General features: G+C 56.0%; 15 protein-coding genes. 9 read left to right on the top strand and 6 right to left on the bottom strand.

The genetic code is table 11. The features are described from left to right. Positions 1–405 precede the first annotated feature (405 nt). From HX793_RS14680 to HX793_RS14695, 4 genes are all read left to right on the top strand, one after another. Positions 406–831, top strand: a complete 426-nt coding sequence (locus HX793_RS14680) for a LexA family protein (RefSeq protein ID WP_178905517.1) — start codon at positions 406–408, stop codon at positions 829–831. Continuing rightward, positions 824–2,098 carry a translesion error-prone DNA polymerase V subunit UmuC gene (umuC, locus tag HX793_RS14685; RefSeq protein WP_178905518.1) on the top strand — a complete coding sequence of 425 codons (1,275 nt, stop codon included), beginning with the start codon at positions 824–826 and terminating at the stop codon, positions 2,096–2,098. Before HX793_RS14680 ends, umuC begins: the two co-directional genes overlap by 8 nt. A 336-nt stretch (positions 2,099–2,434) precedes the next feature. Next, a complete protein-coding gene (locus HX793_RS14690) occupies positions 2,435–2,986 on the top strand; it encodes an Rv1289 family protein (RefSeq protein WP_218646201.1) in 552 nt (183 codons plus the stop codon). A gap of 120 nt (positions 2,987–3,106) precedes the next feature. Continuing rightward, positions 3,107–4,084 carry a hypothetical protein gene (locus HX793_RS14695; protein ID WP_178905519.1) on the top strand — a complete coding sequence of 326 codons (978 nt, stop codon included), beginning with the start codon at positions 3,107–3,109 and terminating at the stop codon, positions 4,082–4,084. A 353-nt stretch (positions 4,085–4,437) separates the two neighbouring features. Here HX793_RS14695 and HX793_RS14700 read toward each other — a convergent pair whose 3' ends face one another. Both HX793_RS14700 and HX793_RS14705 read right to left on the bottom strand, forming a co-directional pair. Beyond that, complete coding sequence (locus tag HX793_RS14700) at positions 4,438–4,722, bottom strand: type II toxin-antitoxin system RelE/ParE family toxin (RefSeq protein WP_177051197.1); 285 nt, start codon at positions 4,720–4,722, stop codon at positions 4,438–4,440. Continuing rightward, positions 4,712–4,954: a CopG family ribbon-helix-helix protein gene (locus HX793_RS14705; protein WP_177051199.1), complete on the bottom strand. Its 243-nt coding sequence runs from the start codon at positions 4,952–4,954 to the stop codon at positions 4,712–4,714. The genes HX793_RS14700 and HX793_RS14705 overlap by 11 nt, the downstream gene beginning before the upstream one ends. A 288-nt stretch (positions 4,955–5,242) precedes the next feature. Between HX793_RS14705 and HX793_RS14710 the strand changes: the two genes are divergently transcribed. Together HX793_RS14710 and HX793_RS14715 are read left to right on the top strand one after the other, a co-directional pair. Further along, a complete protein-coding gene (locus HX793_RS14710) occupies positions 5,243–5,533 on the top strand; it encodes a DUF6124 family protein (protein WP_177051201.1) in 291 nt (96 codons plus the stop codon). Positions 5,534–5,679: 146 nt separating this feature from the next. Next, complete coding sequence (locus HX793_RS14715; protein ID WP_016975293.1) at positions 5,680–5,901, top strand: hypothetical protein; 222 nt, start codon at positions 5,680–5,682, stop codon at positions 5,899–5,901. 139 nt (positions 5,902–6,040) lie between these two features. Here the strand turns inward: HX793_RS14715 and HX793_RS14720 are convergent, their stop codons facing one another. Then, on the bottom strand, positions 6,041–7,228 hold the full coding sequence (locus tag HX793_RS14720) for an MFS transporter (RefSeq protein WP_177003484.1): 1,188 nt from the start codon (positions 7,226–7,228) through the stop codon (positions 6,041–6,043). A gap of 485 nt (positions 7,229–7,713) precedes the next feature. On the opposite strand from HX793_RS14720, the gene mqo reads away from it, so the two are divergent. Continuing rightward, a complete protein-coding gene (gene mqo / locus HX793_RS14725) occupies positions 7,714–9,360 on the top strand; it encodes a malate dehydrogenase (quinone) (protein ID WP_016975295.1) in 1,647 nt (548 codons plus the stop codon). Between the two features lie 188 nt (positions 9,361–9,548). Then, on the top strand, positions 9,549–9,878 hold the full coding sequence (locus HX793_RS14730; protein ID WP_177003491.1) for a YXWGXW repeat-containing protein: 330 nt from the start codon (positions 9,549–9,551) through the stop codon (positions 9,876–9,878). A gap of 7 nt (positions 9,879–9,885) precedes the next feature. Here the strand turns inward: HX793_RS14730 and HX793_RS14735 are convergent, their stop codons facing one another. The 3 genes from HX793_RS14735 to HX793_RS14745 form a co-directional block, all read right to left on the bottom strand. Then, positions 9,886–10,254: a hypothetical protein gene (locus HX793_RS14735; protein WP_256349013.1), complete on the bottom strand. Its 369-nt coding sequence runs from the start codon at positions 10,252–10,254 to the stop codon at positions 9,886–9,888. A gap of 77 nt (positions 10,255–10,331) precedes the next feature. Further along, on the bottom strand, positions 10,332–10,727 hold the full coding sequence (locus HX793_RS14740; RefSeq protein WP_016975298.1) for a type II toxin-antitoxin system VapC family toxin: 396 nt from the start codon (positions 10,725–10,727) through the stop codon (positions 10,332–10,334). Next, a complete protein-coding gene (locus tag HX793_RS14745) occupies positions 10,724–10,981 on the bottom strand; it encodes an AbrB/MazE/SpoVT family DNA-binding domain-containing protein (protein WP_177051205.1) in 258 nt (85 codons plus the stop codon). The genes HX793_RS14740 and HX793_RS14745 overlap by 4 nt, the downstream gene beginning before the upstream one ends. 155 nt (positions 10,982–11,136) lie before the next feature. On the opposite strand from HX793_RS14745, the gene HX793_RS14750 reads away from it, so the two are divergent. After that, positions 11,137–11,529 carry a RidA family protein gene (locus HX793_RS14750; protein ID WP_177058496.1) on the top strand — a complete coding sequence of 131 codons (393 nt, stop codon included), beginning with the start codon at positions 11,137–11,139 and terminating at the stop codon, positions 11,527–11,529.

The following is an 11,529-nucleotide window of genomic DNA, read 5'->3' on the forward strand; positions in this document are numbered from 1 at the left end:
CTTTTTCAGAGTTTCCCTAAGGCTCGATGGGAATGCATGGAAAGCTACCACGGCCAGGACCGCAATGGCTCTAAGGCCATCAATGTCTGCCCTGTACTTGGGATGCGTTAGATGGTGTTCCGTTTTTGACTTATCCATGTAAAACGTGCGTGCCCCGGAGAAAGTTGTGCTTATCGCTGCCAAAAAGCTTTGTGGTGTTTCGTTCCACAACGGCAGGCCGGGATTGTATCTGAACCGGATACAGAATGAGGCCGTTTGTTGGTTGGGCTTGAGCCTGAAGAAGGCGTGACGCGTTGTGATAGATGGGCAACGCTCCGCCTGTCGAAATTCCCTACGGAAAAATTGACCGCAAGCGCCCTACAAAGTTAACTGTACATTCGTACAGTATTTGTAAAAGGCCCCATCATGAGCTTTACCATCCTAGGTCCCATCGCTGAGGTCGGCGCTGAGCTGCCGTTGTGCTCGTTCCGGGTCCCGGCCGGTTTTCCTTCGCCGGCAGCGGACCACATCGAGCAGCACATCTCATTGGATGAGGTCCTGAATATCCGTGCGCCCCACGTGTACCTGGTAGCAATCACCGGTGAGAGCATGCAAGGCGTCGGAATCTTCGATGGTGACCTGGCCGTGGTGGATCGTGCCATTGAGCCGATCCATGGGCATGTGGTCGTGGCGCTGCTGAACAACGAGCCTGTGTGCAAGCGCCTATGCAAGCGCGGCCGGGAAGTAGTCCTGCTTTCCGAAAACCCCAAGTTCCCGGCACGCTACGTTCTCGAAGGCGACGAACTGTCGATCTGGGGCGTGATCACCAGCACAGTGCGCAGCCATGTCTAAGCAGCCAACCTTCGCACTGATCGACTGCAACAGCTTCTATGCTAGTTGCGAGCGGGTATTCCGGCCCGACCTGGCGAAGGTGCCCATCGTGGTGCTGAGCAATAACGACGGCTGTGTCATCGCACGGAGCTACGACGCCAAACCCTTCATCAAAATGGGCGAGCCGTATTTCCAGATCAAGCACAAGCTTAAGCAGCACGGCATTGTGCCGTTCTCCTCCAACTATGCGTTGTACGGCGACATGAGCGAGCGCGTGATGAGCCTGATCGAGGCGATGGTGCCGGCGGTTGAGGTGTACAGCATCGACGAGGCGTTCGCCGACCTGACTGGTATCAGTGGGTTGGATGCCTTAGGCCAGCAGATCCGTGCCCAGGTGCTTCGCTGCACTGGTATCCCTGTTGGCGTTGGTATCGCTCACACAAAGACCCTGGCGAAGCTGGCAAACCACACCGCGAAACGCCTGCAGTCCCAAACCGGAGGGGTGGTCAACATCACCGATCCGGTTAAGCGTGACTGGGTGCTGCGCAATACGGACGTGGCGGAGGTCTGGGGCGTCGGTCGCAAGATGAAACTCCATCTTGATGCCATGGGTATTAAGTCGGCTATGGACCTGGCTAAGGCCGATCCGTGGACGCTCCGTAAGAAGTTCAGCGTTGTGATCGAGAAGACGGCCAGGGAGTTGGGCGGCACGCCTTGCTTGGAGCTGGATGAGCCGGATCCGCCAAAGCAGGAGATCTGCTGCAGCCGTATGTTCGGCATGAGGTTGACGGAGTTGGCGCCCATCAAGGAGGCGGTGGCCACCTACATGATGCGTGCCTCTGAGAAGCTTCGAGCCCAGGGCTCATTGTGCAAGAAGGTCCGCGTTTGCATCCGCACCGGGATGTTCAATCCGGAGGAGGCGAAGTATGCCAACGGTCTGTTGATTGACATGCCTTACCCCACCGACGATGTGCGGTTGCTGACTAAGGCCGCTGTCGGCGCTCTCGACCGGGTTTTCCGACCAGGCTTCAAGTACAGCAAGGCGGAGGTGCTATTGATGAATCTCTGTCAGCCAGGGGAGTACACCTACGATCTGTTTGCCACCTCCCAACCTGCTGATGCCACAAGGTTGATGGCGGTGTTGGATGAGATTAACGTTCGATGGGGCAGGGGCACGCTCCGAAGTGCTAGCGTGCCCGTCAACCCAAACTGGGAGATGCGGCGGGGGATGATGAGTCAGGGTTTCACCACGCGGCTGGATCAATTGTGGACAATCAGTTGTAAGTAATCTGGAAGTTGTTTTCGTCCATGGGCAGTCGAAAGGCGAAATTGTTGCTAGTCTCGAAGTGATGGCACGCAGCCGCCACCATCGGGTTAAGGCTACAAACAATGAAAGGGTTTCTACATGGCTAGTAGTTTTTATTGGAACGGTCCGAACAGCTGGCTGATATGTCGTAGCGCCTGTGTAGCGCTTGAGGCCGCTAGTAAATGCACTCCGTACCCACGTTGCCAATTTTTCCCCGTCGGTAATGTGGCGAGGTGCTAAAGCTACCACAGAGAGAGATTGTATAAGCAATACGCGAATGTGGTTGTGTGCCATTGTTCCTGATAAGCGAGGTTCTTAATGAGTTCTCCAACAGGTGTAAGTCGACGGCCTCAGCAGTGTGTTGAGCGTCTTCAAGTCGATGACTTCGAAGGTGCATTGGTTCAATTATTTCCTGCGATTGACAAGACTGCAAAAAAGCGACGATCTAAAGATGGAGTAGGTAGTAGAATAAAAAGTTTCTTGAAAGATGAGGAGGTTCTTATTTCTGCTGTTGGAACAGGAAATATTTTCAAAGGTTGTAATTTTGGCGGTACTACTTTTGAGAATGCTCTGTACAAATTCGGTAGGACTCCTATCGCACATGAGGGGGAGTTGGATCCTCTCTTGTCTTTCAATATCGGCACGTGTTTACAAATCGGTGAGGATAATTGGAATCTCCCTTCAAGCTATATCACTGGAATGGCGTTAGCTGTAATAATCGCTCCCGAAAATATCGGTGAAAAAACCTCAGAGGGACTCGGCATAAGGGTATTCAATAAAGCCTTCGTACTTAATGAGATCTGGGGGAAACCTGAAGCCGTACGTGTCCATTTGTGTGAGCTGTTCCGTGATCCAAAGCTTTTTGCATAGGTGGGCTGTCAGCTTTAGGCTGCAAAAAAGGACCGTGACCTCAGTTGTCTATCCAAATAATTGGTTAGCAATTATGTGAGGCTAGGTATTCAGCTACATCGATGATGCAGAGGTTATGATATGCGAAGTTTCATAGCACTTTATTTATTGATTGGTTTTACATTGTTGGAGCAGGCTCTCGCAACGCCTTACACAATGCTTTGTGCAGAGGAAAGCTGCACAAGGGGAGGCACTTATATTCCTAAACCTAAGCCTCCGGTTGGAGGTGGTAAATCTTCAGGTGGATGGGAGGAAGGCGGTTCAGCAGACGAAAAAAAACCTAATCCAGCGCCAAGCGCAGCTAGTACAACTAAAGATATTCTTGCGATAGATGATTTAACTAAGGAGTTTAAGGGGGAGGCCTTGCTGGTTGTGGCTTTGGTAAAAGGCTTTGGTTTAACAGTCGGAGCTACACTTGTTACCATGTATTATGGTGGAAAGCCTGCGGTAATAGGTTCGCATAGTTTGGAGGTTGGTGGGTTAACCCGTGCGGAGATAAAGCGAATTCAAGAGCAAATAGATTTAGATATGAAGCACGATAAGGAGATATTTGAAGAGAGTCAAAGGGGAAGAGCAAATCCCCAGGGGTGGCGTGCACCTACATCTTTGACTCGGGATTTGAATGCTAATGAAAAAAACCTGGTTGCTGTCGCGAAGTTAAAATCAGTTGAGGCAGGGAATCTGGCTGAAATTTTGATCCGGAGAGGCAGCGTAAGTTCGGATTACCCTCTGTCAAAAGAAACTATTGATGAGGTTGCAAAATTACATCTAGATAAATTGGCACCAATGGCGAATGTCTGTCTGGTTAAGGATGAGGATCCATGTGCTTTACCCCCTGGCCCAGTAGGAGCCGCTTGTAGCTGCCCATCACAGAAGCTCCCTATTGGCTATGTGTTTAGAGGTTATTCGGCCAGGCGCGAAATAGGGAGTATTTGTCAGGCAGTATTTAGTCAGTGTCAGTTAGCAGGACAATGGTTGACAAAAACAATGTGCACTTGCCCTGGGCCGTACGGACTTGATGTCGGTAAAGTTATTCCAGATCCTGTGAAGCTATTTTGAATAAAGAATGGGCCTGCGTTGGTATCCATGGTTTGTAGAACCCCTGATACTCCTACTGAATGCTGGGCAGACACCACCCCGCATAGAGATGAGTTCTAGCGAGCGGCGCACGGCTGAAGGACGCCAAACTACGGTTGCTAAATCTTTGCTACAGGAAGGACAAAAGAATGACGATCAGCAAGCAGGGCAGTGGGCGCGCCGACTAATGCATCCAATCCATCATCGGGGCGACGGAGAAGCGGCGGGAGAGGGGAGCGGTTTGTAGGGACATTGGAGATCTGAGTCAACGAGGTGAATGGCACGCAGTTTATCAGGGATGCATCTTGGCTGTCCGAGAGCTCTGTTTCATGTATTCACCACTTCGAACGGGGACGCTGCCGTGTATGGAATACGCCGAGGATTTGCAGACGATCACCGCGTATCCGATACGGAATCAGATATGACCAATTGGGTACTGCCCATTCTCGGGTGTTTTTGACCCGGCCTTCACGACCCATGGAGGGAAATTGAGCCAGTTTGTCGACGCCGGCGAAAATGGCATCGGAGAAGTCGTCAGCGGCCGTTGGATTTTCGAGAGCGATATAGTTCGCTTCGTCTTCCAGATTTTTGAGCGCTTTTTCAAGCCACTCAACCCGCATTCCGACTCCAGCGCCTAGCGCGCATGGCTGCCACTTGTTCGTCGGTGGCGAATTTGCCTTGGTCGGCTTCTTTCACTGCCAACTCGATCTGAGCGGTCAGGGTTTTTTCATGCTCGATGTAGTCGCGAAGAACGTCCATCGCCAGGTAGGTCGCAGTCTGGCCGTTGCTTTTGGCCAAGTCGGCAAGAGAGTTGGACAGGTCTTCCGGCAGGTTTAGGGAGATTCCAGTCATGGCGACCTCGATGGTGGATGGTTTTGGGCATCTTACACTGTGGATCGTTGGCTTGAATCAGCAGGTCGTCGCGAGGTGTATCCAGAGCTATTAACCTCAATTCAGAGCATCGTGGTTTTATCGATTTGGTCTGAGGGCATTCAGGAAAAACTTCCTACTCTTCTTTCGGCTTGCCCCTCAGACAACCCATCGCTAACCTCCGCAAGCCGCTGTAAACCCGGCGGCCGGAGGTGGAAGTCCGTATTGCTAAGGCGTTTTTAACTCCCAGAAATATTTGGAGCTTCGCCCATGCCTAACAAATCACACAATCCTTATATCGATCAAAACAGTGCGCCCGCCGAACACCCAACCGGCAACTTGTTCCTGGTCAGCCCCAACATCGACACCGAAACCCTCCTGGCCAACGCCGCCGAAAACCTCGCGTCCGCCAACCAAATGGCCGCCAATCTGGCCTTCGACCTCGATGACCCGCACCGCGCCATCGTCTTGGGCATCCAACAACTCATCGAGCTGAGCGCTCTACTCATCGACCGAGTCCAGGAGCACGTCGCACCTGCCGCCTGTAAGGCCACCCCCTGACACCCAACCCCGCCGCCTTGCCCCAAGGCGGCAACCTGAACCAGCCCTGTCACGCCGCAAAGTTTCATCATTCCCTGCGCCTTTGCGGTCTACGATCCTCTCCAAGAGAGGACACCCACGCCTCCCGTCCACAGGAAACCGAAAACATGATCTCGAACCTCGTCAAAGTCGTGATGATTGCTGGCACGTTGCTGTTGAGTGCCTGTTCGTCGGGTTCTTCCGGCGTGAGCAGCGACCCGTGTTTTTCAGGCGGATGCCAGGCGTTTGGTGACCATAGCCCCAGCAAAACCGCCAAGATGAATTTTGGCGGCAGTGGACTGGGCAGTAGTTATGGGGAGTACGGTTCGGGGTTGTTGCACGACGATTGATATCGCGCCGGGCAGCCCGGCGCAGTGATGATGTGTAGGAGCGAGCTTGCTCGCGAAAAACCTGAGGGCACAGTGTTAAATCAGGATGCCCGCATTATCGTTGGCGATTTTCGCGAGCAAGCTCGCTCCTACAGAAAAGCTAGTGGCCGCCCTTCATGCGCCGGGCGATCAGGTAGATGCCCAGGCCGACCAACGCGGTAGCGGCGCCGATGTAGCCGGTGCTGGTCCACCCATACCCCGCCGTAATCGCCATCCCACCCAACCACGGCCCCAGCGCATTTGCCAGGTTAAACGCCGCATGGTTGGAAGCCGCCGCTAAACTCGGCGCTTCATGGGCAATATCCATCAATCGGATTTGCAACGGCGCCGCCATGGCAATCATGGTGCCGACCAGGCCAATGCCCAGCAGCACGCTCCACAGTGAGCTGGCAGCGAAGGTGAAGAAGATCAGCACGGCCATTGACCACACCATAATCCAGCCCACCGCCCGAAATTGCAGGCGGTCAAACAGTTTACCGCCCGCAATGTTGCCGATGATTCCGCCGACACCGAACGCGGCCAGACCAAACGGAATCCACTGCGGCGACACTTTGGTCACTTCCAGCATGGTCGGCGCCAAATAGCTGAACACGCAGAACATCCCGGCAAAGCCAATGGCGCCGATGGACAGCGCCATCCACACCTGCGGTTTGGTGAACGCACGCAATTCCTTGCGCGGGTCGCTGCGCGGTTCGTCGTGGCGATCTGGTACGAACTGCCAGACCAGGGCAATGGTGCACAGGGCAATCACGCTGACCAGTGCAAACGCCGAGCGCCAGCCCAGGTGTTGGCCGAGGAAGGTGGCGATGGGGTTGCCGAGCAGCATGGCCAGGGTCAGGCCCATCATCACGCGGGCCACGGCGCCGGCGCGTTTGTCGTTGGGCACCATGCTCGAGGCGACCACGGCGGCGATGCCGAAGTAGGCGCCGTGGGGCAGGCCGCTGATAAAGCGGAAGGCCACCAGCGAGCCGAAGGTCGGGGTGAAGGCGGTGGCCAGGTTGCCCAGCGCATACAGGCCCATCAGTAACAGCAGCATATGTTTGCGCAGCAACTTGGCGCCGAGGATGGCCAGCAGTGGGGCACCGACCATTACGCCCAGGGCATAGGCGCTGATGGCATGGCCGACCTGAGGTTCGCTCAAGCCCAGGTTTTGGGCGATGTCGGGCATCAGCCCCATGATGGCAAATTCGCCAGTACCGATCGCGAAGGCGCCCACGGCCATGGCCGCTTCCATTTTGGCGGCGCTGCGCGCGGGCAGCACGTGCCCGGGTGTTTGCTGGATAGTCATGGGTAACTCTAGGTTTGGATGGAGAGCACGAAGGAGAGCCGCTGATGCTACGCAAGCAGCGACAAAGGTGTCTAGAACAGCCTTTTGCGTGAGAGTTCCTGGCCTGTGACCCCACGTCGCGCCTGCCCCGCTTGACATTGACGCATTAAAACCCGCGATTTAGAGCTGTCAATTGGCCAAACGGCGCATAAACGCTGTTTGCCGTGATATTCTGCGCGCCGTCTTGGTCTAGTCTCTTTCTGGTGCGTACATCCGTATACGTCCCAGCGATTGGCTGTCGCCCAGGTAGCTGAAGCCAATAATGATAAGAAGTCAGCGCAGAAGGGACATAAACAGTGAGGTCGATACGTCGGCCTTGTGTGCCCACCCTGCGGTTCTCTCGTGAATGTGCAAACCCCGCGATGCGTTGCCTGGCGCAGCGTGATGGAGGGTTGCCCATGATCAGGGGCGGCAGGGCGGATGGCGTTTTATCATAGGTGCTACTGATGTTTAAAAAAGTAAACACTGCCCTGCTGGGGCTGGCTTTGTCGCTGGGGATCAGCTCCGTTCATGCGGAAGAGGCAAAGAAAGTCGATGTGCTGCTGATTGGCGGCGGCATCATGAGTGCAACCCTGGGTGTCTGGCTCAATGAGCTGGAGCCGGGCTGGTCGATGGAGATGGTCGAGCGCCTTGATGGCGTGGCCGAAGAAAGCTCCAACGGCTGGAACAACGCCGGTACCGGTCACTCGGCCCTGGCCGAGCTGAACTACACCCCGGAAGACAAGAACGGCAACGTTGAGATCCCGAAAGCGGTCGAGATCAACGAAGCGTTCCAGATCTCCCGTCAGTTCTGGGCCTGGCAGGTCCAGCAGGGCGTGCTGAAAAACCCGCGTTCGTTCATCAACACCACGCCGCACATGAGCTTTGTGTGGGGCGATGACAACATCAAGTTCCTGAAAAAGCGCTACGAAGCCCTGAAGGCGAGCCCGCTGTTCGCTGGCATGCAGTACTCCGAAGACCCGGCGCAGATCGCCAAGTGGGTTCCGCTGATGATGGAAGGGCGTGACCCGAACCAGAAAATCGCGGCCACCTGGAGCCCGCTGGGTACCGACATGAACTTCGGCGAGATCACCCGCCAGTTCGTCGCTCACCTGCAGACCACGCCGAAGTTCGACCTGAAGCTGTCGAGCGAAGTGCAGGACATCACCAAGAACGCCGACGGTTCGTGGCGTGTGAGCTACAAAAACCTGAAAGACGGCACCAAGACCGAAACCGACGCCAAGTTCGTGTTCATCGGCGCGGGCGGTGGTGCACTGCACCTGCTGCAAAAGTCGGGCATTCCTGAAGCCAAGGAATACGCTGGCTTCCCGGTAGGCGGCTCGTTCCTGGTAACCGATAACCCAACCGTGGCCGAGCAGCACCTGGCCAAGGCCTACGGTAAAGCGTCGGTGGGCGCACCGCCGATGTCGGTTCCGCACTTGGACACCCGTGTGCTGGATGGCAAGCGCGTTATCCTGTTTGGCCCATTCGCGACCTTCTCGACCAAGTTCCTGAAAGAAGGCTCGTACCTGGACCTGCTGACCAGCACCACCACTCACAACATCTGGCCTATGACCAAAGTCGGTATTCGTGAATACCCACTGGTCGAGTACCTCGCTGGCCAACTGATGCTGTCGGATGACGACCGCTTCAAGGCGCTGCAAGAGTACTTCCCGAACGCCAAGCAATCCGACTGGCGCCTGTGGCAAGCCGGTCAGCGCGTGCAGATCATCAAGCGTGACGAAGAGCAGGGCGGCGTCCTGAAACTCGGCACCGAAGTGGTCAGCTCCGCCGACAACACCATTGCAGGCCTGCTGGGTGCATCGCCAGGCGCGTCCACCGCGGCTCCGATCATGCTGACCGTGCTGCAGAAAGTGTTCAAGGACAAGGTCGCGACCCCTGAGTGGCAGACCAAGCTGCACCAGATCGTACCGAGCTACGGCACCAAGCTGAACGACAGCCCTGAAGCAGTTGCGAAGGAATGGGCCTACACCGCCAATATCCTGCAACTGCCGACTCCGCCTGTGATTCCGCAAGCCACTGCTCCTCAGGCTACCGAGGCTGCCAAGCCTGCGGCTGAGCCGAGCAAGCCGGCCTCTGACCTGGCGCTGTAAGCAACACCCATTGAAAAGCCCGCTGAACCGGTGACGGTCAGCGGGCTTTTTTGTGGGCGCGAGTGCAGTTCAGCAAGCTGACAGACACCACCTGTTAAAAATAACCCAGGGCCAAGCAGGAGCGCGGCTGTCACAACGGGGGATTTTTGGCAGTGCAAGTGTTGGGCGCCAGCGCCCGAGGGTTTTGTATGTGGTTACGTTATGCGGCATTGACGGCCATGGTCGTCGCAGCATCCGGGTGTGTGCAAGAGCGTGTCGTGCATGAGCGCAGGCCGGTACAACGCGAGTATGTAGAAGTCATCGCGCCACAACCGCCGCCGGTGCAGGTGATTGAAGTCGAGCCACCGGTACGCTACGGCTATGTATGGTCACGTGGTTACTGGCGTTGGGAAGGCGGGCGTTATGTCGCGGTGCACGGCCATTGGGAGCCAGTACGCGAAGGATACCGCTATGTGCATCCGCATTGGGTGCAGCGCAATGACGGTTACCATTGGCAAGGCGGTGGCTGGGTTCGCTGAACCTTTGCTAAATCGGCTTCGTGGTGCCCAGGAGTCGAACCTCACGCAGCAGCGCGGCGCCGAGTTGATCGGTGCCCAGCTCCTTGTAGCCCACGGCTTTGATTTCGCCGTTCTCTTCGGCCTGGATAAGGATCACCGGGGTTTCCTTGCCGGTGGTTTCGTCGATGTGCAAGGCGTACTGCGGAATATCCAGCTTGATCGGCGTGCCCGCCGCCTGGCCTTTCACATTGATCAGGAACGCCGCGCAGCCCGCGTCGACGTCCATGCTGGTGGCGGAACGACCACTGACGAAGCAGGTTTTTGGCAGGTTGGGCCAGGTGATGGTGTCGGCGATGGCCATGCCGGAGGCCATCGCCAAGGTAGCGAGAAGGAGCATGCGCACGTTGGTCGTTCTCTTGATGGGGGTTGAGCGCGATTTTTACCAAAGCCTGAAGGACGTCGCAACGGCAAGCCTCAGACCAGACGTTGCATGCCTACCGTCTTGGCAGCGTTCAGATCAAAAGTGGCCGTGTATTCGCAGCCTGCAGCATGGCCACAGCGTTCGATCAGGCAATCCGCGAAATCGGCCTTGCTGGCGGTGAATCGTCGCAGTGCCTTCCAGATGATCTCGGCGTGTTCGATGGTCAATTCTCGGGTGCGTAGCAGCGTTTCGAGAACGGTCACCACATCACCCTTGGCAGACTGATAACAACTTTGTAGAACCCATACCAATTCCACCACGGACACCAGGCTGACAAAGCCCGGTGCAAAGGGGGTGAGCGATTCAATCAATTCAGATGCCTTAGGCGATTGGACGGGATCGTCCTGAGTGACATAACGCACCAGCACATTGGTATCCAGCCCGATCATCCAGCTTTCGCCCCTTGTGCCGCGATGGCACGGCTCATCTCATCCAGGGAGACGGCCTTGGCAGGTTTTCGGATCAGGCCTTTGAGGTCGTGTACGGTTTTGCTGGCGGCAATCATGGAAAATTTACCGTCTTCCATTTCGACAAATTCAACGCGATCGCCTGTCTCCAGGCCCAGGGCGGTTCTGACCTGGACGGGAATGGTGATTTGCCCTTTTGAAGTAAGCGTGGCGGTGGCCATAGTGAAGATCTCCATCGTGATGCTCCTTAACTTAGGGTAAGGAATTATGGAGGACAAGATCCGTTGGTCCATAGGTTGCTCTTCTGGTGTGAGTTGATCGGAACAGGTAAAAAGATAGCCTGAGTTATGCCGATGGCACGCCCGAAAACGCCCGCAAAGAGATACAACATATGACCGACCGCCACCTCATCATCCCTGCCGCCATGCAGCCCATCGTCGAGCGCGCCGGCTACGTGCCCGCCGTCAAAGTCGGCAAGACGTTGTACTGCGCCGGGCAGGTCGGGCGTACGGTCGAATTGGCGGTGATTGAAGACCCAGAGGCGCAATTCATTGCAGCCTGGGAGAACCTGAGGCAGGTCCTGGAGGAGGGTGGCTGCACCTTCGACGACGTGGTGGACATGACCACCTACCACGTCAACATGAGCCAGCATATGGCGGTTTTCCGTGATGTGAAAAACCGCCTGTTCCCACGCGGGCAGTGCGCCTGGACCACCCTCGGGGTGTCCGAACTGGCGCACCCCGGCTTGCTGGTGGAGATCAAATGCGTGGCGGTGCAGCGCTAG

The sequence above is a fragment of the Pseudomonas reactans genome, assembly GCF_013387025.1.
GTDB classification, from domain to species: domain Bacteria; phylum Pseudomonadota; class Gammaproteobacteria; order Pseudomonadales; family Pseudomonadaceae; genus Aquipseudomonas; species Aquipseudomonas reactans.

What these genes read in the sequence shown, in the direction of transcription:
- HX793_RS14680 (WP_178905517.1), top strand. Translation starts at nt 406, where the DNA reads ATGAGCTTTACCATCCTAGGTCCCATCGCTGAGGTCGGCGCTGAGCTG.
- umuC (WP_178905518.1), top strand. Translation starts at nt 824, where the DNA reads ATGTCTAAGCAGCCAACCTTCGCACTGATCGACTGCAACAGCTTCTAT.
- HX793_RS14690 (WP_218646201.1), top strand. Translation starts at nt 2,435, where the DNA reads ATGAGTTCTCCAACAGGTGTAAGTCGACGGCCTCAGCAGTGTGTTGAG.
- HX793_RS14695 (WP_178905519.1), top strand. Translation starts at nt 3,107, where the DNA reads ATGCGAAGTTTCATAGCACTTTATTTATTGATTGGTTTTACATTGTTG.
- HX793_RS14700 (WP_177051197.1), bottom strand. Translation starts at nt 4,722, where the DNA reads ATGCGGGTTGAGTGGCTTGAAAAAGCGCTCAAAAATCTGGAAGACGAA.
- HX793_RS14705 (WP_177051199.1), bottom strand. Translation starts at nt 4,954, where the DNA reads ATGACTGGAATCTCCCTAAACCTGCCGGAAGACCTGTCCAACTCTCTT.
- HX793_RS14710 (WP_177051201.1), top strand. Translation starts at nt 5,243, where the DNA reads ATGCCTAACAAATCACACAATCCTTATATCGATCAAAACAGTGCGCCC.
- HX793_RS14715 (WP_016975293.1), top strand. Translation starts at nt 5,680, where the DNA reads ATGATCTCGAACCTCGTCAAAGTCGTGATGATTGCTGGCACGTTGCTG.
- HX793_RS14720 (WP_177003484.1), bottom strand. Translation starts at nt 7,228, where the DNA reads ATGACTATCCAGCAAACACCCGGGCACGTGCTGCCCGCGCGCAGCGCC.
- mqo (WP_016975295.1), top strand. Translation starts at nt 7,714, where the DNA reads ATGTTTAAAAAAGTAAACACTGCCCTGCTGGGGCTGGCTTTGTCGCTG.
- HX793_RS14730 (WP_177003491.1), top strand. Translation starts at nt 9,549, where the DNA reads ATGTGGTTACGTTATGCGGCATTGACGGCCATGGTCGTCGCAGCATCC.
- HX793_RS14735 (WP_256349013.1), bottom strand. Translation starts at nt 10,254, where the DNA reads ATGCTCCTTCTCGCTACCTTGGCGATGGCCTCCGGCATGGCCATCGCC.
- HX793_RS14740 (WP_016975298.1), bottom strand. Translation starts at nt 10,727, where the DNA reads ATGATCGGGCTGGATACCAATGTGCTGGTGCGTTATGTCACTCAGGAC.
- HX793_RS14745 (WP_177051205.1), bottom strand. Translation starts at nt 10,981, where the DNA reads ATGGAGATCTTCACTATGGCCACCGCCACGCTTACTTCAAAAGGGCAA.
- HX793_RS14750 (WP_177058496.1), top strand. Translation starts at nt 11,137, where the DNA reads ATGACCGACCGCCACCTCATCATCCCTGCCGCCATGCAGCCCATCGTC.